Source organism: Pseudomonas sp. 382 (assembly GCF_002759075.1).
GTDB lineage: Bacteria > Pseudomonadota > Gammaproteobacteria > Pseudomonadales > Pseudomonadaceae > Aquipseudomonas > Aquipseudomonas vlassakiae.
On the sequence record NZ_PEMX01000013.1, the window covers coordinates 112342 to 138488 of the forward strand.

Annotated in this window: 22 protein-coding genes and 1 pseudogene; 9 read left to right on the forward strand and 14 right to left on the reverse strand. The window is 59.5% G+C overall.

Translation table 11 applies throughout. The features are described 5' to 3' along the window. Positions 1 to 2 precede the first annotated feature (2 nt). The 11 genes from CQW31_RS16755 to CQW31_RS16805 all read right to left on the reverse strand — a co-directional run bounded on the left by CQW31_RS16755 (position 3) and on the right by CQW31_RS16805 (position 13106). Positions 3 to 1598, reverse strand: coding sequence for a glycosyltransferase family 39 protein (locus CQW31_RS16755; protein WP_099814958.1), 1596 nt, complete (start codon positions 1596 to 1598; stop codon positions 3 to 5). Continuing rightward, positions 1595 to 2968, reverse strand: a complete 1374-nt coding sequence (locus CQW31_RS16760) for a UDP-glucose/GDP-mannose dehydrogenase family protein (RefSeq protein ID WP_054884489.1) — start codon at positions 2966 to 2968, stop codon at positions 1595 to 1597. Before CQW31_RS16760 ends, CQW31_RS16755 begins: the two co-directional genes overlap by 4 nt. Beyond that, entirely contained in the window at positions 2965 to 3378 is a 414-nt protein-coding gene (gene arnF, locus CQW31_RS16765; RefSeq protein ID WP_054884488.1) for a 4-amino-4-deoxy-L-arabinose-phosphoundecaprenol flippase subunit ArnF, read from the reverse strand. The genes CQW31_RS16760 and arnF overlap by 4 nt, the downstream gene beginning before the upstream one ends. Beyond that, complete coding sequence (gene arnE / locus CQW31_RS16770) at positions 3375 to 3719, reverse strand: 4-amino-4-deoxy-L-arabinose-phosphoundecaprenol flippase subunit ArnE (RefSeq protein WP_099814959.1); 345 nt, start codon at positions 3717 to 3719, stop codon at positions 3375 to 3377. The genes arnF and arnE overlap by 4 nt, the downstream gene beginning before the upstream one ends. Then, a complete protein-coding gene (gene arnT / locus CQW31_RS16775; protein ID WP_099814960.1) occupies positions 3716 to 5365 on the reverse strand; it encodes a lipid IV(A) 4-amino-4-deoxy-L-arabinosyltransferase in 1650 nt (549 codons plus the stop codon). The genes arnE and arnT overlap by 4 nt, the downstream gene beginning before the upstream one ends. Beyond that, positions 5362 to 6246 (reverse strand): 4-deoxy-4-formamido-L-arabinose-phosphoundecaprenol deformylase, encoded by an 885-nt coding sequence (gene arnD / locus CQW31_RS16780; RefSeq protein WP_054884485.1) that lies wholly within the window; start codon positions 6244 to 6246, stop codon positions 5362 to 5364. The genes arnT and arnD overlap by 4 nt, the downstream gene beginning before the upstream one ends. Further along, a complete protein-coding gene (arnA, locus tag CQW31_RS16785) occupies positions 6246 to 8252 on the reverse strand; it encodes a bifunctional UDP-4-amino-4-deoxy-L-arabinose formyltransferase/UDP-glucuronic acid oxidase ArnA (RefSeq protein ID WP_099814961.1) in 2007 nt (668 codons plus the stop codon). Before arnA ends, arnD begins: the two co-directional genes overlap by 1 nt. After that, positions 8249 to 9271 (reverse strand): undecaprenyl-phosphate 4-deoxy-4-formamido-L-arabinose transferase, encoded by a 1023-nt coding sequence (gene arnC, locus CQW31_RS16790; protein WP_099814962.1) that lies wholly within the window; start codon positions 9269 to 9271, stop codon positions 8249 to 8251. Before arnC ends, arnA begins: the two co-directional genes overlap by 4 nt. Further along, positions 9268 to 10416: a UDP-4-amino-4-deoxy-L-arabinose aminotransferase gene (gene arnB / locus CQW31_RS16795; RefSeq protein WP_099814963.1), complete on the reverse strand. Its 1149-nt coding sequence runs from the start codon at positions 10414 to 10416 to the stop codon at positions 9268 to 9270. Before arnB ends, arnC begins: the two co-directional genes overlap by 4 nt. A gap of 370 nt (positions 10417 to 10786) precedes the next feature. Continuing rightward, the gene (locus CQW31_RS16800; protein WP_099814964.1) at positions 10787 to 12337 is read right to left on the reverse strand and encodes a glycosyltransferase family 39 protein; all 1551 of its coding nucleotides are present in this window, start codon (positions 12335 to 12337) and stop codon (positions 10787 to 10789) included. 157 nt (positions 12338 to 12494) lie between these two features. Next, entirely contained in the window at positions 12495 to 13106 is a 612-nt protein-coding gene (locus CQW31_RS16805) for a class I SAM-dependent methyltransferase (RefSeq protein WP_099814965.1), read from the reverse strand. A 945-nt stretch (positions 13107 to 14051) separates the two neighbouring features. Here CQW31_RS16805 and CQW31_RS16810 point away from each other — a divergent pair. The 3 genes from CQW31_RS16810 to CQW31_RS16820 all read left to right on the forward strand — a co-directional run bounded on the left by CQW31_RS16810 (position 14052) and on the right by CQW31_RS16820 (position 16276). Further along, the gene (locus tag CQW31_RS16810) at positions 14052 to 15332 is read left to right on the forward strand and encodes a site-specific integrase (RefSeq protein ID WP_047149825.1); all 1281 of its coding nucleotides are present in this window, start codon (positions 14052 to 14054) and stop codon (positions 15330 to 15332) included. Between the two features lie 73 nt (positions 15333 to 15405). Continuing rightward, positions 15406 to 15717 (forward strand): hypothetical protein, encoded by a 312-nt coding sequence (locus tag CQW31_RS16815; RefSeq protein WP_009681873.1) that lies wholly within the window; start codon positions 15406 to 15408, stop codon positions 15715 to 15717. Positions 15718 to 15835: 118 nt separating this feature from the next. Then, complete coding sequence (locus CQW31_RS16820; protein ID WP_009681872.1) at positions 15836 to 16276, forward strand: hypothetical protein; 441 nt, start codon at positions 15836 to 15838, stop codon at positions 16274 to 16276. A 351-nt stretch (positions 16277 to 16627) separates the two neighbouring features. Here the strand turns inward: CQW31_RS16820 and CQW31_RS16825 are convergent, their stop codons facing one another. Continuing rightward, positions 16628 to 16903, reverse strand: coding sequence for a helix-turn-helix domain-containing protein (locus CQW31_RS16825; protein WP_016487079.1), 276 nt, complete (start codon positions 16901 to 16903; stop codon positions 16628 to 16630). Between the two features lie 142 nt (positions 16904 to 17045). Here CQW31_RS16825 and CQW31_RS16830 point away from each other — a divergent pair, with 142 nt between their 5' ends. The 6 genes and pseudogenes from CQW31_RS16830 to CQW31_RS16855 form a co-directional block, all read left to right on the forward strand. Further along, a complete protein-coding gene (locus tag CQW31_RS16830) occupies positions 17046 to 17507 on the forward strand; it encodes a hypothetical protein (RefSeq protein WP_172828431.1) in 462 nt (153 codons plus the stop codon). A 150-nt stretch (positions 17508 to 17657) separates the two neighbouring features. Beyond that, positions 17658 to 18419 carry an NAD-dependent deacylase gene (locus tag CQW31_RS16835; protein ID WP_033690120.1) on the forward strand — a complete coding sequence of 254 codons (762 nt, stop codon included), beginning with the start codon at positions 17658 to 17660 and terminating at the stop codon, positions 18417 to 18419. A gap of 122 nt (positions 18420 to 18541) precedes the next feature. Continuing rightward, positions 18542 to 20962 (forward strand): TerB N-terminal domain-containing protein, encoded by a 2421-nt coding sequence (locus CQW31_RS16840; RefSeq protein ID WP_009681867.1) that lies wholly within the window; start codon positions 18542 to 18544, stop codon positions 20960 to 20962. After that, the gene (locus CQW31_RS16845; RefSeq protein WP_009681866.1) at positions 20959 to 22254 is read left to right on the forward strand and encodes an ATP-binding protein; all 1296 of its coding nucleotides are present in this window, start codon (positions 20959 to 20961) and stop codon (positions 22252 to 22254) included. The genes CQW31_RS16840 and CQW31_RS16845 overlap by 4 nt, the downstream gene beginning before the upstream one ends. Further along, the gene (locus CQW31_RS16850; protein WP_033690117.1) at positions 22229 to 24469 is read left to right on the forward strand and encodes a DEAD/DEAH box helicase; all 2241 of its coding nucleotides are present in this window, start codon (positions 22229 to 22231) and stop codon (positions 24467 to 24469) included. The genes CQW31_RS16845 and CQW31_RS16850 overlap by 26 nt, the downstream gene beginning before the upstream one ends. Before the next feature lie 223 nt (positions 24470 to 24692). Then, positions 24693 to 25061, forward strand: a pseudogene (locus CQW31_RS16855) (transposase); the annotation flags it as partial. 259 nt (positions 25062 to 25320) lie between these two features. Here the strand turns inward: CQW31_RS16855 and CQW31_RS16860 are convergent. After that, on the reverse strand, positions 25321 to 26046 hold the full coding sequence (locus CQW31_RS16860; RefSeq protein ID WP_009681864.1) for a hypothetical protein: 726 nt from the start codon (positions 26044 to 26046) through the stop codon (positions 25321 to 25323). Further along, positions 26039 to 26147, reverse strand: a 109-nt coding sequence (locus CQW31_RS16865; RefSeq protein WP_135192744.1) for an IS3 family transposase, incomplete at its 5' end; no start/stop codon positions are given. The genes CQW31_RS16860 and CQW31_RS16865, both read right to left, overlap by 8 nt.

Here is a 26147-nt window from a genome sequence, read left to right on the forward strand (position 1 = left end):
CTTCAGCGCCCGAGATACACCAGCACATAGTCGTTGTTGTCAAAGCGCCCGCTCAGTTGCGGCTGCAGCGCCTGCATCGGTGTGCCTTGAAGGGCCTGGAAGTCGTGCCGATCCATCATCAGCCACGCCGGACCCTGCACGGCCTGCAGCTGCTCGGGAGTCTCGGTGAACTGCGGCCGCAGGTCGTAGTCAAGGTTGACCATGAACTTGATGGCCTTGGCATCCTGGCCCAGGCGGTACAGCACCAGCGGGGCAGGTTGCTGCGCGACCTTGGTGACTACGGCCTGGGTAAAGCTGCGGGTGTCATACAGGCGGCGCTCCACCGGCTCGAACACCGCGACATACACCAGCCACAACGCCATCACCGCACAGCCGGCAGTCACCTCGGCACGCCAACGTGACTGCACCAGCCGTGACAGCGCCCACAACTGCAACGCTGCCAGCACCACCATCAGCACTGTGATGGAGCCGGTTTCCTCGGGAAAACGGCGCTGAGCCATGAGCAAGGCAATCATCATCAGCCCCGGCATCAGCAGCCATAGCCCCTGAATCACACCGCGCAGCCAGGCGAACAGCCGCCCCTGTGCGACCTGGAACGGGTAGGCGGCAATGATCGCCACCATTGGCAGCATCGGCAGCAGGTAGCGGGCCTTCTTGGCCAGCGGGATGGACAGGCCGAGCATGACCAGCAGTGCAGCAGCCGCGCAATAACCGACCAGGCGCAACGCCGGCCCCTGCAGCTGCGCACGGCCCAGCCAGGCGGCAACCAGGGCCAGCAATGCCAGAGGGTAGGCCAGCGCATAGTTGCCCAGCGCGCTGGTGAAGTAATACAGCGGGCTACTGGCACCTTCGCTACCGTCCATACGCCCCAGGAACTGCATGCGTATCACGTCATCCAGAAACGCCTGGCCACCGCTGGCCTTGGCCAGCCACAGCAGCAGGCAGACACTGGCGACCAGCAGCAGGCTGGCGAGTACACCAAACAGCAGCATCCTCCGCCATTGGCCGGTCAGCAGGTAATAGCTGCACAGCATGCCGGTCGGCACTACCAGGCCGATCGGTCCGCGAATGCCAAAGCCCAACAGCAACAGGGCGAACACCAGCGGCCAGCGCCGCCCGGCAGCCCGCTGGTCGTGGGCGTAACCCAGGTAGAACACGCTGAAGGCGACGGCCGCCAGCATGAGGTCCTGTGACACCGCGCGGACTTCGCTGACGAAGGTGGCCGTCAACAACAGCAGGACAATGCTGCTCCACGCCCAGCGCAGCGAGAACGGCGCCAGTAGCCGGTACATCAGGGCCACGATCACCGCGCCAGCGATGGCACTGGGCAACCATGCGCTCAGACCGTTGACCGTCCCGAATGGCAGTGACGCCAGCCAGATGAACAAGGTCGAGAGCGACGTGTAGTCGGCATAGGGCTGCCCGTAGGTGGTCGGGAACACCGTTGGCCCATGGCGCAGCATCTCCTGGGCGAACAGCACGAAGCGCGAATCGAAACCGATCGGCGCCTGCCCGTACACCCCGGCGCAGAACAGCAGCAGTGCCAGCAGCCCCGCGACCAGGGACTGCCGGCGAACGGTGACGGACAGTGCCTTCACGCCGCTTTCGAACCCTGGCGGGGCAGTTGCGGGGAGACCGGCAACTGGCAGGAATCGCCACGGCCGATCGGGAAGTACTTGAACCCTTTACGCGACAGGCGCTCGGCATCATAAAGGTTGCGCCCGTCGAAAATCACCGGAGCTTTCAGGCGTTGCTGGATCAGGTCGAAATCCGGTGCCTTGAACTGCTGCCACTCGGTACAGATGATCAATGCATCGGCGCCGGACAGCACCGATTCCGGGGTGCCCATCAACATCAGTTTGTCTTCATCCGGATATAGGTGCTGGGTTTCCTGCATGGCTTCGGGGTCAAAGGCACGCACGCTGGCGCCGGCTGCAAACAGCGACTCAAGCAGTACGCGGCTGGGGGCATCGCGCATGTCGTCGGTGTTCGGTTTGAACGCCAGGCCCCACACGGCAAAGGTCTTGCCGGCCAGGTTGCCGTTGTAGAACGCATTGATGCGTTCGAACAGTTTGTGCTTCTGGCGTTCGTTGATCGCTTCGACCGCCTGCAGCAGGTCGCTGGAGCAATGCACCTGCTCGGCACTGTGGATCAGCGCACGCATGTCCTTGGGGAAGCATGAGCCGCCATAGCCGCAGCCTGGGTAGATGAAGTGGTAGCCGATGCGGGTATCGGCACCGATGCCCTGGCGCACCGATTCGATATCGGCGCCCAGGTGCTCGGCCAGCTCGGCGATCTGGTTGATGAAGCTGATCTTGGTGGCGAGCATGCAGTTGGCGGCGTACTTGGTCAGCTCGGCGCTGCGCAGGTCCATGAACATGATGCGGTCATGGTTACGGTTGAACGGGGCGTAGAGGTCGCGCATGACATCGCGCACGTCTTCACCCTCGCACCCGATGACGATACGGTCCGGCCGGCGGCAATCGGCAACCGCCGAGCCTTCCTTGAGAAATTCCGGGTTGGAGACGATATCGACGCGCAGTTCACGGCCCGCGAGCGCGGTATTGATGTGGGCCCGCAGGGTGTCACCGGTGCCGACCGGCACCGTGGACTTTTCGACCAGGATCAGCGGCTGTTGGCGATGGCGAGCGACTGCATCGCCGACCGACAGCACATACTTGAGGTCTGCCGAACCATCCGGGCAGGAGGGGGTGCCAACGGCGATGAAGGCGACCCGGCCATGTTCGACGGCAAGCTTTTCATCGGTGGTGAACTGCAGGCGGCCGCCATCCAGGCCTTCGCGCACCAGGCTGGAAAGGCCCGGTTCGAAGATGCTGACATGGCCTTGGCACAGCAACTCGACCTTCTTCTCGTCGATATCCATGCACACCACATCATGGCCGACCTCGGCCAGTACCGCGGCTTGCACCAGGCCGACGTACCCGCTACCAAACACTGTAATTTTCATGGAGCACTCCTTAATGCGGGCGAACGGGCCGGACGCGTGTTGATCGTAATGACGCCGAGCATGACCAGTGCCACGCCCAGCGATTTGCTCAAACTGAAGGACTCGTCGAACAGCGGCAGGCTGGCCGCCAACAGGTAAACCAGGGCGTAGCTGAGGCTGAGCAGCGAGTAGGCGCGGCCCAACGGCAGGTCGCGCAGGGCCAGCAGCCAGCAGAGCATCGACAGGCCATAGGCGGCGATCGCAGCCAGCACCACGGCCACGGCAACGGCATCCACGCCCTGGCCGGTCAGTGCCGTCAGCCACTGGCCGGGTTGCGGCAAGCGGGTCATGCTCCAGCGCATGGCCAGTTGGGCAGTACTGACCAGCAGCACGCTGCCCAGGGCAAAGCTGATACCCAGGCGCTGGTTCATGCTTGCTGCCCCAGCAGGGCGACACCGGCGATGACCAGGGCCACCCCCAGCCAGTGACGGCGGTCGACCGGCTCATGGAAGCCGAAGCGGGCGATCAGGGTGATCACCACGAAGTTCAGGCTGAGCATCGGATAAGCGACGCCCACCTCCATGCGCTGCAGTACCAGCAGCCACACCAGCAAACCACTGCCAAGTGCGAGGAGGGCCAGCCACAGCCAGGGCGAACGCAACTTGTCCGTCCATGGCCCCGCTTGCCCGCGCCAGCCTTCCACGGCGAACTTCTGCGCCACCTGGCCCAGGCAAGTCAGCAGGCAGGCCGCGACCAACAGCAGCCAGCTCATGGCGATACCCGGGGGAGAATGAGGATCACCATCTTGCCCTGGTGATAACGGGTGCCATCGTCGGGCAGCAGCGCCAGTTCACGCTGCTCATCCTCGCCCTTTACCCGCATCACCACGGCCACCGTGCCACTGCGGCGGGCATTATCGACCCATTGGCGAACGTTCTTGTCGTTCAGCCGACGACCTTGGCCTTCCGGGGTCGCCAGGCCGTACTTCAGTTCGCCAACGGTGTTGTAGAACGCCACGTTCGGTTGTTTTAGGCGCCAGGCCAGTGCCGATGCAGCGCCGAGGTCGTTGCTCATCAGGTGCGTGGCACCTGTCAGTTCGTCGAGGTGCTGCAGAATGAACTGGTCGGGCATCTTGTTGCCTTCCACCGATTTGGGCAATGCCGCCGGCAGCAGGGCCATCAGCAACAGGCTGCCGAGCACCGGGGCGGCCCAACGGCGCACCGGCGACAGGGCCTGGGCCAGGCTGGCGAGTGTCCACCCGCTCAGTGCCACGCACATCAGCAGCAGGCCGGTCGGTTCATGGCCGTACACGGGCTTCTTCAACTGCAGCCAGGCCAGTGCGATCAGGGCAAGCGCGCCCATCACCACGTTGAGCCAGCCGTTGATGCGCAACGCGCGACCTTGATGAAGGCGCAGGCGGTCTTCGACTGCATGGCCGATCAGCAGGGCCAATGGCAGCAGGCACGGGAAGATGTAGGTTGGCAACTTGCCCTTGCTCAGGCTGAAGAACAGCAATGGCATCAGCAGCCACAGCAGCAGGAACACGACCTTGGCCTGGGCACGGCGCTGCCAGGCCTGTTTCAGCGCCAGTGGCAGGAGGGCGATCCAGGGCAGGCTGTAAGCCACCAGCAGTGGCAGGTAGTACCAAAAGGGCGCGCTGTGCTGGGCATCGTCACCGGCAAACCGGCGAATGTGCTCATGCCAGAAGAAGAACCGCCAGTAGTCGGGTTCCTGCACATGCACTGCCAGCACCCAGGGCAGGCTGACGACGATCGCCACCACCACGGCCACCGGCCCGTACACCAGCAGTTCACGCCAGCGCTTCTGCCAGAGCATCCACGGCAGCGCGATCAGTACCGGCAGCAGCCAGGCGAGAAAGCCCTTGGTCATGAAGCCCATGGCGCAGGCCAGCCCCAGTACCGCCCAGGCTGCCAGGCGCTGGCCCTTGCCGTGGCTGTCGATGGCGAACCACAGGGCCACCAGGCTGAGGTTGACCCACAGGGTGAACTGCGGGTCGAGGTTGGCATAGACGGCCTGGCCCACCATGACGCAGAAGCTCATGTAGACCAAGGTGCAGATCAGGCTCTTGCGCGGGTCATTCCACAGGCGGCGTGCCACCAGGTAGCAGAGGATCAGGCTCAGGCCGACGCTCAGCGCCGAGGCAAAGCGCACGCCGAACAGGTTCTGGCCGAACAGCCCCTGGCTGAAAGCGATCATCCAGTAGCCGGCGGCGGGTTTTTCGAAGTAGCGCAGCCCCATGAAGTGCGGCGAGACCCAGTTGCCGGTCAGCAGCATCTCCTGGCTGACCTGGGCATAGCGGGTTTCGTCGGGGATCCACAAGCCATGCCCGCCCAGTGGCAGCAGGAAGGCCAGCACGAACAGGCCGAGCAGCAGCGGTAGCGTCCAGCGTCTGTTCATGAACCTTGCACTCCCAGCCAGCCCTCACGGCCTTGCAGGGTGCCGCGTTGCACACGGGCAACGGGCAGGGTGTCGAGCGAGGCGGGGAGCAACTCGCCCAACGGTTTGAACGCAATCTCGCGCTGGCGTGCATCGGCCAGCAATTGACGGAAGTCCTGGGCCATCAGAATCCCTTCTACCTCTGCATGGATGGTGTAGACGTTGAGTGCCTGTGGGCGGAATTGCCCGAGCATGAATGCGTTGAAGTGCGCGGCAGCCACCTGCGGGCCGACGACCTCGTCGAAGGTCGGCATGTCCACCGGAATCTGCGGCGTCCCTGGCGAGCCGTCAGCCAGCCGGGGGCGGAACAGGTTGCTACCCCGGCAATCGCTGTTGTAGCGGAAACCGAAGGCCTGCTTGGCCTCGACCACCCGTTCGTCGGCGCGCCAACCGGCGACTGCCGAGCAGTCGACCGGTGCACCGAGGATGTCACTGAGGGTGTCGACGCCCCGACGGATCTGCTCAGTCAGTTGCGCCATGCTCCAGCGCCCGGCATTGGCCTGCCAGCCGTGGTGATCCCAGGCATGCAGGCCGACCTCGTGGCCGGCGGCGCGGGCCTGACGCATCAGGTGCCCGAGGTCGCGGCCAATCGGTTTGCCGGGCCAGGCGGTGCCGGCCAGGAGGATGTCCCAGCCGTACAGCCCGGCGGCATTGGAGCGCAGCATCTTCCACAGGAACTGCGGGCGAATCAGGCGCCACAAATGGCGCCCCATGTTGTCTGGCCCGACACTGAAGAAGAACGTCGCCTTGACCTGCGCCTCGTCGAGCAACTCCAACAGGCGCGGCACACCTTCGCGGGTGCCGCGGTAGGTATCGACATCGATGCGCAACCCTGCCTGCATCAGCGTGCTTCTTCTGCCGGACGGGCCTCGATCTCGCGCATCGCTTCACGCAGGAAGAAGTCCAAGGTGTTGCCGATGGTTTCGCGCATCTCCACGGTCGGCTCCCAGTTCAGCAGGCGTTTGGCGTTGGCGATGCTCGGCTTGCGGTGGGACACGTCCTGGTAGCCGCCGCCATAGAATGCCTTGCTCTCGACGTCGCTGAAGCCGGCGAACGGCGGGAAGTGGCTGCGCAGCGGGTGGGCTTCGAACTGGCGCAGCAGTTCTTCGCCAAGCTGGCGGATGCTGGCTTCGTTGTCCGGGTTGCCGATGTTGATGATCTGGCCGTTGCAGGCATCGTTGTCGTTGTCGATGATCCGTGCCAGGGCCTCGACGCCGTCGGCGATGTCGGTGAAGCAACGCTTCTGCGCGCCGCCGTCGAACAGGCGGATCGGTGTGCCTTCCACCAGGTTCAGGATCAGCTGGGTGATGGCCCGGGAACTGCCGATACGCGCCGAGTCCAGGCGGTCCAGGCGTGGGCCCATCCAGTTGAATGGGCGGAACAGGGTGAAGTTCAGGCCTTTCTGGCCATAAGCCCAGATGACCCGGTCGAGCAGCTGCTTGGACACCGAGTAGATCCAGCGCTGCTTGTTGATCGGCCCGACCACCAGGTTGGAGCTGTCTTCGTCGAAGTTCGTGTCCTGGCACATGCCGTAGACTTCCGAGGTCGACGGGAAGATCACGCGCTTGTTGTACTTGACGCAGTAGCGCACCAGGCGCAGGTTTTCTTCGAAGTCCAGCTCGAACACGCGCAATGGGTTGCGGGTGTACTCGATCGGCGTGGCAATGGCCACCAGTGGCAGCACCACGTCGCACTTCTTGATGTGGTACTCGATCCACTCGGAGTGAATGCTGATGTCGCCTTCGACGAAGTGGAAGCGGGGGTGGCTGCGCAGGCGCTCGATGGCGTCGGAGCCGATGTCCAGGCCGTAGACTTCGTAGCGCTCATCGCTGAGCAGGCGCTCGGACAGGTGGTTGCCGATGAAACCGTTGACGCCAAGGATCAATACACGGGTGCGGCGCGCACTGCGGCGGGCGTCGGCGCCACGCAGCAGCGAGCCTTCGACCAGGCCCAGCTCGTTGGCCAGTTGCGGGCCGCTCAGGTACAGGCCGTTGTCGTTGCGCTGGCCGGCGCTGATCACCAGCGAGTCCTCGCCACAGGCGATGCGCAGCGGGTCGGTGCTGATGACCCGGCCTGGGGCCAGGCCTTCGTTGCCCTTGACCACGTCGGCGCTCCAGACGATCAGCTTGTGCTCGCCGACCTGGCAGAAGGCGCCAGGGTAGGGCTGGGTCACCGCGCGCACCAGGTTGAACAGGGTTTCGGCAGGCGCTTGCCAGTCCAGGCGGCCATCAGCTGCGGTACGGCGGCCGAACACGGTCGCCTTCGATTCATCCTGTGGGGTTTCGCTGACCTTGCCCTGGCGCAGGTTCGGCAAGGTGTCACGCAGCAGGTCGGCGGCGGCGGCGCGCAGCTTGCCGTGCAGGCTCAGCGCGGTGTCGCTGCGTTCGATGGCCACACGCAGCTGGGCGACGATGGCGCCGGCATCGGCGCGCTTGACCATGCGGTGCAGGGTCACGCCGGTTTCGGTTTCACCGTTGACCAGCACCCAGTTGGCCGGTGCGCGGCCGCGGTAGCGCGGCAGCAGCGAGCCGTGCAGGTTGAACGCGCCTTTGCGGCCGGTGGCAAGCAGCGGTTCGCTCAGCAGGTTGCGGTAGTAGAACGAGAACAGGTAGTCGGGGTCGAGCTGGCTGATGCGCTCGACCCACAGCGGGTGGTTGACGTCCTCCGGCGCATGCACCGGGATGCCTTTGCGGGCGCACAGCTGTGCGACCGAGGCGTAGAAGGTGTTTTCCTTGGGATCGTCGGCATGAGTGAACACCGCTGCGATGTCATAACCGCTGTCGAGCAGGGCTTCAATGCCGGCGCAGCCGATATCGTGGTACGCGAAGACAACCGTTTTTGCACTCATGAGTGAACCTGACCAGAAGTAGAGGAATTGAAACCATCAACGGTGACGTTTGCTGCAGGTGCAGGCGGGGGGCCGCTGCGCAGCACTCTTTCGATGAAGAACCGCGGGCGGGCGCGCACATCGCTGTACATGCGCCCCAGGTACTCGCCGAGCAGGTCCATGCCGATGAACTGGCCACCGGTGAACACGAACAAGACGGCGAACAGCACGAACAGACCGTTGCCGGCCCAGCCCGGGCCAAACGCCAGGCGCAGCACGACCAGCCCGAAGGCGAACAGCACGCCGAGTGCGGCCATGCTGAATCCGACGATGCTCAGCAGGCGCAATGGCGTGGTGGTCATGCAGGTGATCAGGTCGAACATCAGGCTGATCAGGCGCATCGGGCTGTATTTCGAATCGCCGTGCTCTCGCTCGGCGTGGGTCACCAGGATCTCGGTGGTGTGGCGGGCGAAGCTGTTGGCCAGGATCGGGATGAACGTGCTGCGCTCGCGGCAGGCGAGCATCGCGTCGATCACCGTGCGCCGGTAGGCACGCAGCATGCAGCCGTAGTCGCTCATGGCGACACCGGTGGAGCGCTTGACTGCGTAGTTGATCACCTTCGACGGCCAGCGGCGCAGGGCCGAGTCCTGGCGGTTGCTGCGTACCGTGCCGACCACGTCGAAGCCACGTTCGGCTTCGGCAACCAGCCGCGGGATTTCTTCCGGCGGGTTTTGTAGGTCGGCGTCGAGGGTAATGACCACGTCGCCCTTGCACTGCTCGAAACCGGCCATGATCGCTGCGTGCTGGCCGTAGTTGCGGTTGAGGATGACCGCGACGAACGGGCTGTTCTCGGCTTGGGCGGCGGCCTCCAGGATGTGCGCGGAGTCGTCGCGGCTGCCGTCGTCGACCAGCACGATTTCATAGGGGTGGCGCAGTTGCTCGCAGGCTGCGCCAGTACGACGCAGCAGCTCGGGCAGGCTTTCCTGCTCGTTGTAGACCGGGATGACGATGGACACGCAATGGATCGGGTAAGGTCTCACGAGCGATTTCCCACAAGCTGTTCTATGGCGGTGACGACGCGGTCGAGGTCCTGGTTGGTCATGTCGGGGAACAACGGAATGGAGCACAGCCGCGCTGAGTTCCATTCGGTGTTGGGCAGCGACAGCTGCGGATCACGCTGGCGGTACCAGGTGTGCAGGTGGGTCGCGATGAAGTGGATGCCGGTGCCAATGCCGCGCTCCTGCAGGTCTTTCATGAAGGCTTCGCGGTCCAGGCCGCAGCGTTCGCTGTCGATGCGCAGGATGTACAGGTGCCAGGCGTGCTGCTGCGGGTAGTCCGGCACGGCCAGGGGCTGCACCGGCAGGCCTGCCAGACGTTGCTGGTAGCGCGCGGCCAGTTCGGTACGGCGGGCGTTGATCGCATCCAGGCGTTGCAGTTGCACCAGGGCGATGGCGGCGTTGATGTCGGCGAGGTTGTACTTGAAGCCGGGCTCGATGACCTGGGCCTGGGGCTTGCGACCGTGGGTCATGCGGTCATAGGCATCGACACCCAGGCCATGGAATTTGAGCATGCGCACGCGGCTGGCCAGGGCTTCGTCGTCGCTGACGAACATCGCACCTTCGGCGCAGGTCATGTTCTTGATCGCATGGAACGAGAAGATTGCCGTACCTCGAGCCCCTACGTGGCGGCCCTTGTAGCGGGTGCCGGCGGCATGGGCGGCGTCTTCGATGACGGCGATGCCGTGCTTGTCGGCAAGGGCGTACAACGGGTCGAGGTCAAAGGCAGCGCCGGCGTAGTGCACCGGAATGATGGCCTTGGTCCGCGGTGTGATGGCGGCTTCGATGCGTGCCGCGTCGGTCATCAGGGTGTCCCGATCAACATCGACAAACACCGGTGTGGCGCCGAGCAGCGAGATCATGTTGGCCGTGGACACCCAGGTCTGCGATGGGGTGATGACTTCATCCCCGGGGCCGATACCCAGTGCCAGCAAGGCAATATGCATACCGCCAGTGGCCGATGACAAGGCTACCGCATGGCGGCAACCGACGTACTGCGCAAACTGCTCTTCCAGGGCCTGGTTCTGCGGCCCGGTCGTGATCCAGCCCGAACGCAGGACTTTTTCAACAGCCGCTATTTCTTCTTCGCCCATACTCGGACGTGAGAAGGGGAGAAACGCCTCACTCATGAGCACCTCGGTGATACAGGAAAAGTGACAGAACCCATTGATTTCATTGGTTCAATTGCCAGCGTAGACGCAAAGAAAAGTTTTGCATCCCGTGCACAGGCTAAAAGTTGCTGCGTTGCGCTAAGTCAAAGTTTTCTGCGGGGCTCAGTCATCCATGCCGTAGTGATGGTCAAGGGCTTATCCAGCCAAAGGGTATGCTCGATTTTGTGAAAGAAGTATAAAAAAAGGGTCGCGTTATCATTACATTGCACAGGCAGACAGCTGAGGTTCAGGTTGCCGGCCAAGTGTGAAGCTAACAATAATTTTGAAACGCATAAACATCCATTTGGATGGCTGTGAAACTGTGTTTTAGTTGCCTGAATAGAGGCCGTTAGTTGTCGCTTGGCAGCCTAGCAAGGGGCGTGCCTGGGCCTTGGGGAATATAGGCCACGCTTTGATCATCATGGCTGTGTAGCCACTGCTCGCCACGACTGGGTTGGGTGGTGACCACCTGATGATCGTTGTGCAAGTAGTCAAGGGGAGGCGTCTCGCCACGGCGGTAATGCGCGACGATGATCGTGCGCTGCGGGTCCCAGTGCTTGCCGCTGGTGCGCTCCAGCCAGGCCATCAATGTCGCGGTGTTGCCTGTGCGGGGATAATTGTCGGTCTGCGCCACATAGTAGAAGGGGGCGCCACCCGTTTGCAGGTACATTGGCACCTTGTTGTCCACCTCGACCATGACCATCTGCCATTGCGCCAATGGAGCCTGACGGCTCGCCTGTTCGCGCACCGCCTCGCCGAAGCGGATCACGCCGCCGCCGCCATTGCTCCAGGGCACCAGGATGCCCAGCACCGCCAACAGCAACACGGCGGTAACCGCGAAGCCGGCCTGCAGACGCTGCCCGGCGGACTCGCGCATGGCCATGCGACGGGTGATCCACCAGGCACCGAGCAGCTGCGCGAACGGCACCAGCGGCAGCACATAGTAGCTGCGCCTGCTGCCGCTGGCGGTGAAGAACAGCATCAGCAGGCCAAGCCCCTGAAGCAGCCAGCGGGTATCCGGCTCGATCTGCCGCCAGTGGCGCAGGGCAACCCACACGGCGATGATCCAGCAGGGTGCCCAGGGTAGGGTATAGACCGGCAGGTATACCAGGTAGGTGTAGATCGGCCCGAGGTTGTCGAATGGCTGGAAGAACCGCACCACGTTCTCCCGCAGTACCAGCCCCAGGCCGCTTTCGCCGTAGTTGGGCGCGCCGTACAGGTGCGAGAGTAGAAACGGCAGCATGTACAGCGCTGCGGCCAGCAACAGCGCAGCCAGCAGGCGCAGGTTCAGGTGGCGGCGCCAGCGGCCTTCGCGCAGCAAGTGCGGCAGCAGCACCAGGCCAGGCAGGATGAAGCCGATCAAGCCCTTGAACAGCGACGTCAGCGCCAGTAGGCCGAAGAACCCGACGTAGCGCCAGAAGCGGGTATCATCCGGCCCGCGGCAATACCACCAGACCGCTGCCAGTACGCCGCATACGGTAAGGATGTCGGCAGTGGCGACCCGTGCCCAGAACACGAAGTAGAAGGTCGTGGCCAGCATCCAGCCGGCGACCAAGCCGGTGCCCTTGCGGAACAGGCGCTCGCCCAGCAGGTAGGTCAGCCAGACACTCAACCATGCCGCGACCACCGAGGACAGGCGCAGCGACCAAGGCCCCAGGCCACCGGAAAGCCAGGCGCTGGCCGTGATAAGCCAGTAGGACAGCAGGGGTTTGTCGTAGTAGGCGCCGCCTTTGAGGTAGGGGTCAAAATAATCTCCGCTTTGTAACATCTGCAGGGAAATGTTGGCCCAGCGAGTTTCTGCTCCCCATAACTCGCGACTGCCCAGGCCCAGCGTCAATAACAAGGCGGTGACTGCCAGCAGTAACAGCAAGGCACGGTGGTCGGTTGTTTTCAGATTCATCACTGGCTCTGCGGGTGGGCAAATTGTCGGCGAATCCTAGGTGGAGAAAAGTGCGGGGGGAGTGAAGGATTGGTGAAAAAGTTGCTGTTTGCGCTGCACAATCATATAACTACACTAAATGGTTATTTAGTGTAGTTATAAAAGAAGTGCATAACGGTCAACGGAAGCGGCGGGCAATCCATACCGTCTGGCCGCCACACTCAGGGTCTTCGACGATATGGTCCAGTACGGCGAAGCCGTGTTCACGCAGTTGTGCGGTGTATTCCTCAGGATCCAGGCTCGCGTGATACAAGGTTTCGCCCTGGAAATGACCCAAAGCTTCACCCAGCGAGGTACCACTGGTGAACATCAGAACTGCACCGGGTGCCGCATGACGCTGGAACACAGGAAACATCCTGCGCTGATCATCGGGCTTGAGATGAAAAAAGCTGTTCCAGGCGAGGATGCCGGCGAACTGGAGATCGAGCGACAGCGTGCGCATGTCTGCATGAATCCATGAATGCTCAGGGAAACGGCTGCGACATAGAGCAAGCATCTGCGCTGATGAATCCACGCCAGTTACTGCCAGGCCGGCACCGATCAGATAACGCGCCACGGGCTGACCGGAGCCACAGCCCAGATCAAGTACCGTTGCAGAGGGTGTGAGCAAGGCATGGAAACGTTTGATCCATTTATGTTCGGTCAGGCGATCGCCGCGCAATTCATTCCACGCGTGGGCGTGCCGGTCATAGAGATCGATGATGTTGTCGGCAGAGGGATGGTCAGGCATCTGGCGTCCTTGATGGTGGGATCGTCTTGATGGGTGCCGTTTGGACATGGCGCTGAAGATAGCGTGTCGAGCGAGGTACGAACACAGACTCAGGAAACAGCCTGGTCTTGTTTTGAAATCTGCCTGACCCACGTCCCGCTTGCTGCATACGAATGTGCGCATAATGCATATTATGTTAAATCTTATAATGACCTTACCCGGCCTGTGCTGTCACCAGCCCCCGAAAACCAGACTTTGCCTCGATTGACCAGGGCAAACCACAACCAAAGCCGGTGAGGCTATCGCTAAATGAGGCGACTCATCATTAGTCATGCTTAACCCATTGATCTGATTGAATAAAATCGACCATTAAGGCAATGCCCTGCGAATTAAAGCGACATCTGTGCTGCTCAGCCTCATCATCTGAAGCCAAAGTGCCCAATTTTTTGAGTCAGACATCGATTCCTAAACCTTTTAGCGTTGGCAATTAATGAGGAGTTTTTCCCACTCTTCGGAGTAAGCGTCGTGAATCGACGAAAAATCCTCCCTTCAGAATGCAAGATTGAGGCGACTCTCCCGCGCTCGTGCAACAGATTGAGGCGACTTTCCCAGGTTTTGGAATCAATAAGGCGACTTTCCCACGCCTTGGAAGTAATGAGGCGACTTTCCACCAGCACCGCTGCTGCGTTCAAGTATGGCTTTAAGGATGTTTGTGCAGCTTTTATATCAGTTAGGGAGTATAGGGAAGTATCCAAATTTAAGAGCGCTTGATGAGCGCATTTGCCTGAACCTGAAGGAGCGCGCAAGACATCTGTCATTGATCCAGTCACGGCACTCTCATGTTGCGCCTAGCTAGGCTTGTCGTTACCATCAGTCATTCGACGCTTTTTCTTCGCAAAAGGTTGAAACTTCCGATTACTGTCATAACTGGAAGTCTATTGTATTCAAAATTCTGGCTGGTACTTCATGGCGCGCGCACCCCAACCCTTGTTCGAAACCCACGATAACTTCATCGAGCAGGACTTCAGTTTGCACGGCTCACCGCTGGCCTGCGTCGGCGCCTTTCTGGGCGAGTGTAACGCCGCACTGGAGGCTGACCGCGGCTACGCCGCGGTACGTTCGTTTCTGCGCGCCTTTTCCGACAACGCCCAGACGTTCAACTCGTACCGCAGTCATACCGAGCGCTTACTGCTGTGGGCGCTGCTGGTCCAAGGCAAACCGCTGAATCAACTCAAACGCCAGGATGCCCAAGACTATCTGAACTTCTGTCGAAACCCGCCAGATGACTGGATGGGTCCGGTGACCCGCAGCCGGTTCGTCAGTAACCCGCACGCGCTCGATGCCCGCGAGGCCTACATCCCCAACCCCAAATGGCATCCGTTTAATAGCAAGTCCCGCAAAGTGATCGCTGCAGAAACTCCCAGCACCCCGGAGTATCATGCTGCGAATGGCACGTTGAATCAGGTGTATACGGTCTGCAGTCGCTTCTATGAGTTTCTTGTTGAAGATGGCTTTGCTCAGACGAACCCCTTTCGGCTCCTTAAAAAAGGCAATCGATTCTCCACGGAAGCGCTGGGAGTTACTTCTTCGCGGGCACTTACGCCGTTGCAGTGGGACTTTGTGCTGGATACCGTTGAAGCAATGGCGAACGCCGAACCGGAGCGGCATGAGCGAACATTATTTATTGTTGCTACGCTGTTCGCCATGTACCTGCGGGTTTCAGATCTCTCCGGTCGTAAAAACTGGAAACCCACAATGGGTGACTTCCGCTTGGATGATGAAGGCAATTGGTGGTACTTCGCGGTGGGTAAAGGCAACAAGGCGGCGAAGATTGCCGTGCGGGATATCTACGTAGAGCGCTATTTGAAACGTTATCGGCGATTCCTGGGACTTCCCGAGTTACCTCATCCAGGAGAAACTACGCCTCTGATCACGACGCTCAACGGCCGCGCCGGTTTGTCTGATCGACAGATCCGCGCCCTCCTCCAAACCGTGTTTGATAAAGCCGTAGAGAAGATGCGCAGCGAAGGCCGCGCGAACCACGAGATGGAAAGTCTGCGCTGTGCGTCTGCGCACTGGCTACGTCACACCTCGGCCACCTTTGACGCGCCGCTGCGAAATCCTAAGGACCTGCAGGAAGACTTGCGTCACAGCAACCTCAGTACGACCCAGAACACCTATTATCACTCGCATGATCAGGAGCGCGCACATTCGGTCAAGCGCATTGGCATGCGTGACCGCGGTTGAACTCGAATCACTTGGTCGCCGATCGCCAGCCTGCCCTCCAACATGGCACGAATCCATTTTCTAGGAATTCACAGTGAAAATTACCGGGCTGGTCGAGATTGAGTGCATAACCGATATCATGTGTGACGTCTGCGGGAATTCTACGCGCCTGGCTGCGGGCATTTATCAGTATGGAACCCTACAAGCCCACTGGGGGTATGGCAGCGAACACGACGGCCAGCGATTCGAGGTACACCTCTGTGAGCACTGCTTTTTCCAGACCCTGGCGTACGTGAAGCAAGAGCGACGTGTTCAACAGCTGTTCAGTGATGAGCCGAAGGCTGAGAGCGGTGATTTGGGCTTGGTCGCCCAGGACGACTACTTCCAGGACGCGGGCCGCCGTTGACTGGTCGACCATTAGTCAGCCGGTGGATCCGAATTAGTGGTGGTCTATCTCTCAGCGGGCAGCTCAGAACTGGCTGCTGGCATCCCCTACCCCCTAATTCTTAAGGAGGGTCTCGCAGATGAGCGAAATTCGAAAGGCGAGGAATGTTGCCGGTCGAGAGGCGATTTTCCAGTCCAAGGCACAATCCAGAGTCATGGCCAGCGGAGATTGGCTGACCTGGCCTGAGCTAAATGCGCTGCTGCCGGAGTTAGCAGAGCAACTCAGCGCCGGCGCTCCTGGCCGGTATTTAGACGGTGCAATCTTCTCTATCAACTACGAGGGCGTGGAGTACTTTCCACGTTTTGCCATCGATGCATGCGCCTTGGCCATTGCGGCCCGGGGAATACAGCGCGTCATCGCTGTGCTGGCCACCAGGCTGAATGGCTGGGGCATGGCGTTATGGTTCGAATCATCCAATTCGTATTTGGGCGGTAAGCTGCCGAAGGACATCATATCGTCCGACCCCGACGCGGTGGTTCAAGCCGCACAGTACGAGATAGATGGGGCCTTGCATGGTTAGCGCTGCTCGTAGCTAGGCCCATCGCCGCGCCTCGCTCGCTATACCCAAGAGACAAAACCGCTTTATTTAGCGACGCCCTCCTCCATTCAGGCTTCCGGCCGGCAGTCTTCGGCAGTGCTAGTCAGGAATCTTCCACGATTCTCGACACGGTGTCCTGTACAGGCCAATTGAAAAACGGGGAGCAGCGGCGGTGGCCATAGGCATTTTGGATGTAGAAGGGGCCACCTTAGCCATGGAATGATCTACGCATAGCTACGCTGCTCCCCGAAGCGGGTTTCAGTGAGCAGCGATGGTAGTCGATCCAGGACGACATGAACACTATAGCGCTCATTTTGGGCGCTGAATCGACGGTCAAGGCTTGAGCGCCTCTTTTTTCACCTGTTTGATCAGCCCGTCGAAGCTCACCTCCGGGTCTTGGATAAGATACGCAGATACGATGAGGCTGAGTGGGTGGACACCCATGCGGCCGGCCAGCTCTTCAATTTTTTGGATGGTCGGCGACTTGAGTCCTCGTTCGAGGGAGCTTACGTAGGTTCGACTACTGACTACGGCGAAATCTTCCTGGGTCAGATCGTGCGAAATGCGCATGCGCCGCAGTGCCTCACCCAGGGATTCACGGATTTCCATCATCATTCCTCATAAAAGGAATGATGAAGCGCTATCGAACACGATAGGGCTACAATCTATAGTGTTCATTGTGGGATAATTTGAGTTTTCCAGCCCTGGTGACTGGTCGCCTAGGGGTATGCAGCGCTCAGTGGAGCCCGTTTTGATCTATTTGTCCGAATCTCACACCCGTACTGTCCGTACGGGTTCCTATTGTGAAATTGAAGGGATGTGCTTTTGGGTAACCTTGCGGCCGCTTTTCAACGGTGAGAGCGAGCGAGCAGCTGTGGTTGAAGATGCCTACGAACTCAACGTCTTCCTGTCCCAGGCAACGGGCGTCGAGATCGCGCAGGTACAAATGCTATGCCCTCCTTCCATCACCGGACGTCCGCACTGGAGTCTGGAAGAGCTTCGTAAGATTGTGATTCACCGTGGGCTTGAGTCCTCGCAAAGCGCAGTGATTTACGAGACTGCGGTGGCCACCTACAAATTAGGTGACCTCGATTTACGCCTGCGGAAACGGTCACACGCGTTGTACTCAGCGCGAAACCTGAAAGCGCGAATCACCAGCGCGGCCCCTCAACCTAAGTCTGCTGACGAACCGCAGTTGTACGCGCACTTTTGATGTAGGAACGCACACCGTCGTTGAACGGTGAAGCGTCCACACATGTTTTTTCGGCGCGAGGCCCCCGAATTGGTTGTTCACTGATCCGATGCCACCCGCGGCCGCTCTCCTGGCAGCCTTCCCTGCCCCACGTTAGGAAGATGAGTACTCATGGACACCCTAGCAAAAGCCGCAGACGCATTGCGGGATGCGCAACATATCATGGTGTTTACCGGCGCTGGCGTTTCTGCCGGCAGCGGCATTCCGACTTTTCGTGACCGACTAACCGGGTTGTGGGAGCGCCAAGACCCTCAACGGTTAGAAACCGCGAAGGCATTTCGCGAAAACCCGGCGCTGGTTTGGGGCTGGTACCTATGGCGTCGCCAGCAGGTCATGCAAGCTCTGCCCAATGCGGCACATCAGGCGATCCACCGGTTATCTGGCAGCGGTCGGAGTGTCACTGTGGTTACTCAGAATGTTGATGATCTGCACGAGCGGGCGGGCAATCAGGACGTGCTTCATCTCCATGGCAGCCTGACGCTTCCCAAGTGTTTCAGCTGTCATCGCTCTGTCGCGGGATCGCTTGAATTTCCGAGCTTTCCAGCGGAAGGCGCATTGATAGAACCGCCCCGCTGCCGACGGTGCAACGGTCGCTTACGTCCAGCTGTGGTGTGGTTTGGTGAGGATCTTCCGCCAGGCGCATGGAAAACCGCCAGTCGAACAGCACGACAGTGTAATGTCATGCTTTCTATCGGGACTTCCGGCGTGGTCCGGCCCGCTGCTGACTTACCAGAAATGGCGTTGGCGTCTGGTGCAGTGGTGATACACGTCAATACCCTAGATGTATCCATGAATGGGCCGAAAGAGATCATGCTGATTGGCCCCGCTGAGAAAATACTGCCCGATCTGGTTGCTCTGGCGCTGAACGACTGAGTTATCGCAGCGCTGCCAGTGTTTATTTCGTCCAAGCTCTCCCTTCGTCTGTTCCACTTGGCGGGCCTTAAAAAATCCGTGAGAATGTCATTTGGCCATTACCAAATGTACGGAACACTCATATGCCACGGAAGCGCAAAGGGAGCGGCGGCGGGTCGATCGCTCTGTACGCCCTGTTATTTGTTATTGCCCTCTTGGCACAGATCCCTAAACAGGTGTGGATTGCCATTGGGGTCGTCTTGGGCATAGGCGTATTGATATGGGCCGTCAGACGTGCCACCCGGGCAAAGCCTTACGTTCCTGAAGATGACTTTTCTGTCGAGATCGCTGCGGTGTCTCGACACGCAACGTCCCCCAGTGTCACTGTCCAGTTCAGCACCAGTACCCGCGAACCAGACTTCCATACTGTCCAGGTCGGCTCCTCCAGCGACAGTCAGAGTTACGCCATTCCAAAGCCAAGTGCCAAGCCCGCGGGGGTTCGTTGGCTGGCTGAAAATGAGTCCGTTAACGTGGCTGGGTTGGCCATCCCCGGCGGACTGCTTTACATCACCGAGCGGGCGACTCAATTTGGCCAAACTGAACCGTCCCTGATCGACGCCACGCTCCGTGTCGCGCGCTCACCGATGAACCTCACCGAGCGACAGATGCCGTACTGGCCAAGCTACCGGAGCATCACGCCCGAGGCGCGGCGAGCGTACCTGCAATGGTTGGCAGGAGGTCGTCGCCAGCCTGCTGATGCGGGTTACGTGTTCCTGTTTTTCTATGGGCTTGAACGCCGTGCGCTGATCGATGCACCGACCGACCCTCAGGCCAAGGCAGAAATCCCGGCCATCAAGGCCGAGGTCGAGCGTTTACTTGGTCTTTACGGCGATAACAATTCTTTCCGCGGTTACGCTACCCGTTTCCTCGCCCATATCGACGCGGGCGCTGTTCAGCCTCAGAGCTACCTAAGCGAGCCCGGCGCCAGCCCCGCAGATGGGTATGAGCTACCTATGTCCCTGCGCGTTGCGCTGGGACAGATGGCCGTGGACAAGTATCCGCTTAATTCGAGCTGGGCATTGGCCTGGGCGCTTGCAGAGCCCAACATCTCCAGGCGCACACCTGTGACGCGGTGTCCCGAGCAATTCGCAGCGCTCTTCAAACACGAATTCGCGAAGCGCTATCCCAGCGGCATTGTGCTGCCTCAGAACAAGACCAAGCTGAAGGTCGCCTATCGACCCGCTACTGCCGGATTGAATATTCCGGCAGTAGCCGTAGGTGACCTTCCTGATGTCGCGGCGACCTCAGGAACGCGTAACAAGCTGCAGGTCATTGTCGAGGACTGCACCTCCGTACTCGACGCTTTCAGTCGGTACCTAGGGCGTAATCCAGACGCCGGAGATAGCCTGGAAGCCATCCTGCAGTTGCCAACCGAACTCTGGCCTATTGAGGCAAAAGCAGAGCTCGAACAGTTGGAGCAACGCGTCGGGGGCGAAACCATCTGCATGAGTTTCGGAGAGCTGGCAGGTCGATTCAAATCGGCCGGCGCGCTTTCCCGTGACAAAGTGATCGCCCTTGCCCGGGCGTTGGAGAGCAAGCGGATCGGATTGGAACCCGACGTCCTGTCTGGCAGCCGCACCCCCAAGTCTGAAGACACCATCGCGCTGTTCGCGGCGGACTCTGACGAAGGCACGCTTCGCTCTACCGATGCCTACAGCGCCGCAGCAGTGACGTTAGACCTGGCCAGTGCAGTCGCTGCAGCAGACGGTGACACCTCGCTTGAAGAAGTAAGTCTGCTCTCAGGCCACATTGACTCGTGGGATCACCTCTGCATCGCGCATCGCAAACGCCTGAAAGCGCACCTCCAAATTCAGCTGAAGCAACCGCCCACGCTGGCAAGCCTCAAGAAGAAGCTTGAGCCCTTGACCCTCGAGGCCAAACGGAAAATTGCCAGCTTCCTGGCCCACCTGGCACATGCGGATGGCGAGGTGACGCCGCAGGAAGTGAAGCTGCTTGAGCGCGTGTACAAATCGCTCGCTCTCGATCCGCAGTTCGTCTACAGCGATCTCCATAGTGCAGCCGTTCGCCCTTCCCAGGTCATGGAGGCAATGCCTTCGACTGTCGCGCCGGCGACTGCGACGGAGGCGTCAGAAGGCATGGGTTCAGGCTTCGCACTGGACATGAGCAAGGTCGCTCGTCTGCAACAAGAAACGGCAGAGGTGTCGGCGCTTCTGGCCAGCGTCTTCAATGAAGAGTCTCCCCCCGAAACATCTGGCGCCTCGGCACCAGAAACGCTTCAAGATCAGGAGGGCAGTAGCGCCGAACAGCTTGCTACCGTTCATGGTTTGGACGTCGAGCATTCTGCCTTCCTCCGCCTGTTGGTTTCTCGGACTGAATGGAGCCGCGCTGAGCTGGAAGACGCAGCCAGTGATATGGAATTGATGCTGGATGGCGCCCTGGAACGGATCAACGACACAGCATTTGAGCTGTTCGACATGCCCGTGACTGAAGGCGATGATCCCATCGAAATCAACCCCGAAATTCTGGATGAATTAGCCCTATGAGTAAGATACGAGCCAAGGATCGCGACGCGGTCATTCAATCGCTGCGTGCGGGTGTTGTGCCCCGTGTAGGGCAGCACCTGATCCAGGTAGGTCGGGCGGGTGAACTCGACTCGCTGCTCAAGGATGTGGATCGTCTCGCAGATGGCGGCTCCGCATTCCGCGTCGTCGTTGGCGAGTATGGCGCGGGTAAAACCTTCTTCCTCAACCTGGTTCGCGGCATCGCAATGGAGCGCAAGCTCGTCACCATGCACGCTGATTTGAATCCGGACCGTCGTCTTCATGCTTCGGGTGGTCAGGCGCGATCCCTTTACTCCGAACTGGCCAAGAACATGGCCACGCGCACCAAACCCGATGGCGGCGCGCTCCAGGGTATCGTTGAGAAATTCATTTCCCAGGCTAAAACGGAAGCCAAGGCTAAAGGTGTTGAGAGCGAGGTCGTCATTCGTGAGTACCTGGCGGAGCTCACCGAAATGGTCAACGGTTATGACTTTGCCGACGTCATTGCTGCCTATTGCCGCGGTTTCGAGGAAGGCAATGAACAGCTTAAGGCTGATGCCATCCGCTGGCTGCGCGGGGAATTTTCCACCAAGACCGATGCCCGCGCTGCGCTAGGCGTCCGCACGATCGTCGACGATGCCTCCGTTTACGATCAATTGAAATTGCTGTCGCGGTTCGTGCGTCTGGCTGGCTTCGGCGGACTGATGGTGTGCCTGGATGAGTTAGTCAACCTGTACAAACTGGCGAACACTCAGGCCCGGAATGCCAACTACGAACAGATTCTTCGGATCCTCAATGATTCGTTGCAGGGCTCGGCTGAAGGCCTGGGCTTTGTGCTGGGCGGCACGCCAGAGTTTCTGATGGACACGCGTCGGGGGCTCTACAGCTACCCTGCCCTGCAATCGCGTCTCGCAGAAAACAGCTTTGCGAAGTCTGGACTGGTTGACCTTTCTGGGCCTGTCATTCGGCTCAGCAGCCTGACCCCTGAAGACTTCTACGTGCTGCTGCAGAAGCTGCGCAATGTCTATGCCTTCGGCGAAGCTGAGAAGTTCTTGCTGCCGGACGAAGCCATCCCAGCGTTTATGGCGCACTGCAACCAGCGCTTGGGCGAGGCCTATTTCCGGACGCCGCGCACGACCATTACCGCTTTCATCAACCTGCTCGCGGTCATCGAGCAGAACCCTACAGCGGACTGGCGCACCTTGCTGGGCGCGGTGGAACTGGCCAAGGATGAGGCTGGCCAACAGGATCTTGAAGTTGAGGCCGACGATGAGCTCGCCAGCTTCAAGCTCTGACTCTTCTTCGTTTGAGCGTCTTCATCCCGAGGTTCAGCAATGGGTCTGGTCACAGGGGTGGACGTCGTTACGTGATGCCCAAGAGTGGGCGGTACCAGCGTTGGTGGGCGCTGATCGCGATGTGATCATTGCAGCGTCTACCGCAGCAGGCAAAACGGAGGCCGCATTCCTCCCTATCCTGACCAACCTGCTCAACGACCGCGAGCCCGCCGGCGCAGTGCTATATATCAGCCCACTCAAGGCACTGATCAATGACCAATGGGACAGGCTCAGCCGGCTGTGCGAGCGGCTAGAGCTCCCCGTCGTTGCCTGGCATGGTGATGTGGCAGCAAGCAAGAAACAACGGTTCCTGAAATCGCCTGAGGGCATCTTGCTGATCACGCCGGAGTCCCTCGAAGCCCTCTTCGTAAACAGGGGCTCAAGTTTGCCCGGGGCTTTTCAGAACCTGCGCTACATCGTCATCGATGAGCTTCATGCCTTCATTGGCAGTGAGCGCGGTAAGCAACTGCAATCGCTCATGGAACGGGTTGAGATCGTCGTAGGCAGGGCGCTGCCTCGCGTAGGACTTTCCGCGACGCTTGGGGAGATGTCGCTGGCCCGGAAGTTTCTGAGGCCGGTTCGCCCGGATGACATCACCATCATTGAGTCGAAATCCTCTAACCAAGAACTCCAGGTGCAAGTCCGCGGCTACCTTGAACAGCCGATGCAACAGGTGGTGGCGGAATACCCTGGGAAATCGTCAACAGATGAAGGCGACGAACAGGAGGAGACCTCTGGCACCAAGGTGGCAATTGCAGGCCATCTGTACAAGGTGCTGAGAGGGCACAACAACCTGATCTTCCCCAACAGGCGCCAAGAGGTTGAATGGTTTGCCGACCGACTGCGCTCACTGTGCGATAACGATGGCGTGCCAAACGAGTTCTGGCCGCACCACGGTAGCTTGTCCAAGGAACTGCGCCAGGATGCCGAGCGCGCGTTGAAGGCGGGAGATCCTCCTGCTTCTGCCGTATGCACTACTACCTTGGAGCTGGGTATCGACATCGGTAACATCCGGACGGTCGCACAGATCGGTTCCCCACCCTCTGTGGCAAGTCTCAGGCAACGGCTTGGCCGCTCGGGTCGTCGACCCGGTGAGCCTGCAATGCTCAGGGCGTACTGCCGAGAGCGCCCCTTAACGGATCAGTCTGATCTCTCCGATCAGTTGCGTGAGGGCCTTGTCCAAACGGTCGCTATGATCCGCTTGCTGATCGGTGGATGGTTTGAACCACCTCGGTCGGGAGGCTTGCACGCCTCGACACTGGTGCAGCAGTGCTTGTCGTCAATTGCTCAGCTCGGCGGTGCCTCGGCAGCGCAATTATGGGGAAATCTCATAGCAAGCGGCAGTTTTGCGAGCGTCACCAAGCCTGATTTTCTGTCTTTGCTGAAAGGTATGGGTGAGAAAGAGCTGATCGTCCAGGACAGCTCAGGACTTCTGCTGCCAGGCGAACTCGGGGAGCGATTGATCAACCATTATGAGTTCTACACTGCATTCACGAGCGATGAAGAGTTTCGTTTACTCAGGGATGGCAAGCCACTTGGCTCGCTGCCCGTCAGCAAACCCCTGACCAAGGGGCAACGCATCATTTTCGGCGGCAGACGTTGGCAGGTTCAGAGTGTCGACCTGGAAGCGAAGATGATCGTAGTCACGCCGGCGCGGGGCGGCGAGCCCCCTCAGTTTGATGGGCTAGGTGCGCAGGTGGATGATCGCGTCAGGCTTGAAATGCGAAACGTGCTGATGGAAACCACCCCCTGTCCTTTCCTGGACAAGCACGCTCAAGTCCTTCTGGAGGAGGCTCGGAGTAACTTCCGTGCCCTCGGATTGGGTAGCACGGCAATTGTTGGCTCCGCCAGTGTCAGCTACGTGGCGACCTGGCGAGGGGACTACACCAACGATGCGCTGGCCTTGCTGCTCCGGCATGTGGGCATTCACTGTGAAAACACAGGGCTCTTCCTGGAAGTTGCATTCAGTGAAGAGGATACGTTGCGAGCGTTGCGCGTGGTCGGTCAAATGGATATTTCAAATGTAGAGCCCATCTTGGAGAGCGTAGAAAACATGATCCGAGAGAAATGGGATTGGGCCCTTCCCCGCTCGCTCCTAATGAAGTCATTTGCCTCGAGCCATCTTGATCTCCAGGCCGCGGTTTTAACAGCACGACTTCTTGGCGAAGAGGCGTAGGGCGAGGCTAGCGCCCATGGCGTCTCCTCTCCTAGGATTTAGGCCTTGTTGGATGAATCGAAATCATCTACGATCTCTTCATACACCACTTGGTTAGGAGTCAGCACGGTAGCTGATTTCGCCTTGGGATATGCGAAAGCACATAAAAGCCACCTCCTGGGTGGTTTTTTTGTGCCTGCTGTTTTGGCCCCTGACGGACACTTCCAGCCTGTAGCAAAGACCCGACGCAAGTATCCCGACTCCAGGCTTGCTGGTCCACGTAATGGTGGCCAAGTTTGCCGATCACTTGCCGCTGTACCGGTAGGAGAAAATTTTTGGCCGCATCGAGCTGGCAATCGCTTTCTCGACCATAGCCCAGTGGGTTGGGCAAACTGACGTGCAATTCCGGCCGCTGGTCGATGCGCTGAGTGAACCTGTGCTGAAGCAGAGCGTGATTCAAGCTGATGAAACGCCCGTGCAAATGCTTGCGCCGGGCGAAAAGAAAGCCCATCGGGCCTACGTCTGGTCCTACAGCACTACGTCGATCTTGACGCTCGACTTTAGCCCAAGTCGCGCTGGCGAACACGCGCGCAACTTCTTGGGCGACTGGAACCCACTCATATTAGGTCTGATAAGCGAACGTTATCTGGCCTTGGGAGTGCCGTTGGGGCGGACTCGCTGGCTCACGCCACTACCGTGGCAGCCGAAGCGCTTACTGACGCCTTTGCGGCGTGGATATTGATATGGGTCAGTACCGCCCTGCTGCTGCCACCGATTGCCCTACCTAGAGGGCACCTCCCGACCCGAAGCTGCCCTTCACGAAGGGCAACAATCTGCCAATGGCGGTCATTCAGGCCGATTACAAAGGGGTTTCATTCAGCTTGATCCACATTTTTCATCGCGGCTTTCATACTCTCAAAATATCGCTTTTCGAGTATACCCAGAGCCTTAAAGGCCTTGACCCGCTTAGTCGGATCGTCAATGTCTAAGTTCTCGCCAGCCTTATCCAACTCAGCATGCGCGAAGTCAGCAAATTTATCGATGATTTCGGGCATCGTCATTAACATGCTTGCGTCGTATTGCTGCAACGCTTTGGACGTGAAATAAGATCGCACAGCATGCGCCCGCTCCGAAACTTTGGAGCTCCATATCAGCTGCGCGAGACCGACGCCTTGCTGAATCCCTCCAAGCATTACTTCAATAAACTGTATCAAGCCGACGTGGCTAATCATGAGTTCAGCAGAATCATGATATTTTGTGTTAACCAACACATTTTTTAGCCGCCGATCTGCTGTCACGAAAATAGATTTTTCGCCCTTTTCAAATTCGCTACTGAGCACGGAGACCTGAATAGCATCATGCTCAATCAGCAAAGGCGTTTTACCATGAGACAGGGAATTGGCATACGCCCGTTCCATGATGCTGTAGAGCTCTGAAAATACGGTGTTTTTAGGTATTGAAACGACCTCAAAACCTTGTTTGATCAACCAAGTCTTGAGCTTGGACTCATTGCTGAACGGAGCAAACCGAGCTAGATAGTCCGGGAATGTGATCTCCTGGTTATTGGCGATCTGAATCGCCCCTGGTTTCCTAGACACTCTCCAAGCTCAGGAAATAGCGTTTCTCATACTCTACTGGAGACAGCTGCATAGCACTGCTGTGTCGACGTTTTGGGTTATAGAACATCTCGATGTAATCG

Coding starts and splice junctions, on each gene's coding strand:
- CQW31_RS16760 (WP_054884489.1), bottom strand. CDS start 2,968: ATGAAAATTACAGTGTTTGGTAGCGGGTACGTCGGCCTGGTGCAAGCC.
- arnF (WP_054884488.1), bottom strand. CDS start 3,378: ATGAACCAGCGCCTGGGTATCAGCTTTGCCCTGGGCAGCGTGCTGCTG.
- arnE (WP_099814959.1), bottom strand. CDS start 3,719: ATGAGCTGGCTGCTGTTGGTCGCGGCCTGCCTGCTGACTTGCCTGGGC.
- arnT (WP_099814960.1), bottom strand. CDS start 5,365: ATGAACAGACGCTGGACGCTACCGCTGCTGCTCGGCCTGTTCGTGCTG.
- arnD (WP_054884485.1), bottom strand. CDS start 6,246: ATGCAGGCAGGGTTGCGCATCGATGTCGATACCTACCGCGGCACCCGC.
- arnA (WP_099814961.1), bottom strand. CDS start 8,252: ATGAGTGCAAAAACGGTTGTCTTCGCGTACCACGATATCGGCTGCGCC.
- arnB (WP_099814963.1), bottom strand. CDS start 10,416: ATGAGTGAGGCGTTTCTCCCCTTCTCACGTCCGAGTATGGGCGAAGAA.
- CQW31_RS16800 (WP_099814964.1), bottom strand. CDS start 12,337: ATGAATCTGAAAACAACCGACCACCGTGCCTTGCTGTTACTGCTGGCA.
- CQW31_RS16805 (WP_099814965.1), bottom strand. CDS start 13,106: ATGCCTGACCATCCCTCTGCCGACAACATCATCGATCTCTATGACCGG.
- CQW31_RS16810 (WP_047149825.1), top strand. CDS start 14,052: ATGGCGCGCGCACCCCAACCCTTGTTCGAAACCCACGATAACTTCATC.
- CQW31_RS16820 (WP_009681872.1), top strand. CDS start 15,836: ATGAGCGAAATTCGAAAGGCGAGGAATGTTGCCGGTCGAGAGGCGATT.
- CQW31_RS16825 (WP_016487079.1), bottom strand. CDS start 16,903: ATGGAAATCCGTGAATCCCTGGGTGAGGCACTGCGGCGCATGCGCATT.
- CQW31_RS16835 (WP_033690120.1), top strand. CDS start 17,658: ATGGACACCCTAGCAAAAGCCGCAGACGCATTGCGGGATGCGCAACAT.
- CQW31_RS16840 (WP_009681867.1), top strand. CDS start 18,542: ATGCCACGGAAGCGCAAAGGGAGCGGCGGCGGGTCGATCGCTCTGTAC.
- CQW31_RS16845 (WP_009681866.1), top strand. CDS start 20,959: ATGAGTAAGATACGAGCCAAGGATCGCGACGCGGTCATTCAATCGCTG.
- CQW31_RS16850 (WP_033690117.1), top strand. CDS start 22,229: ATGAGCTCGCCAGCTTCAAGCTCTGACTCTTCTTCGTTTGAGCGTCTT.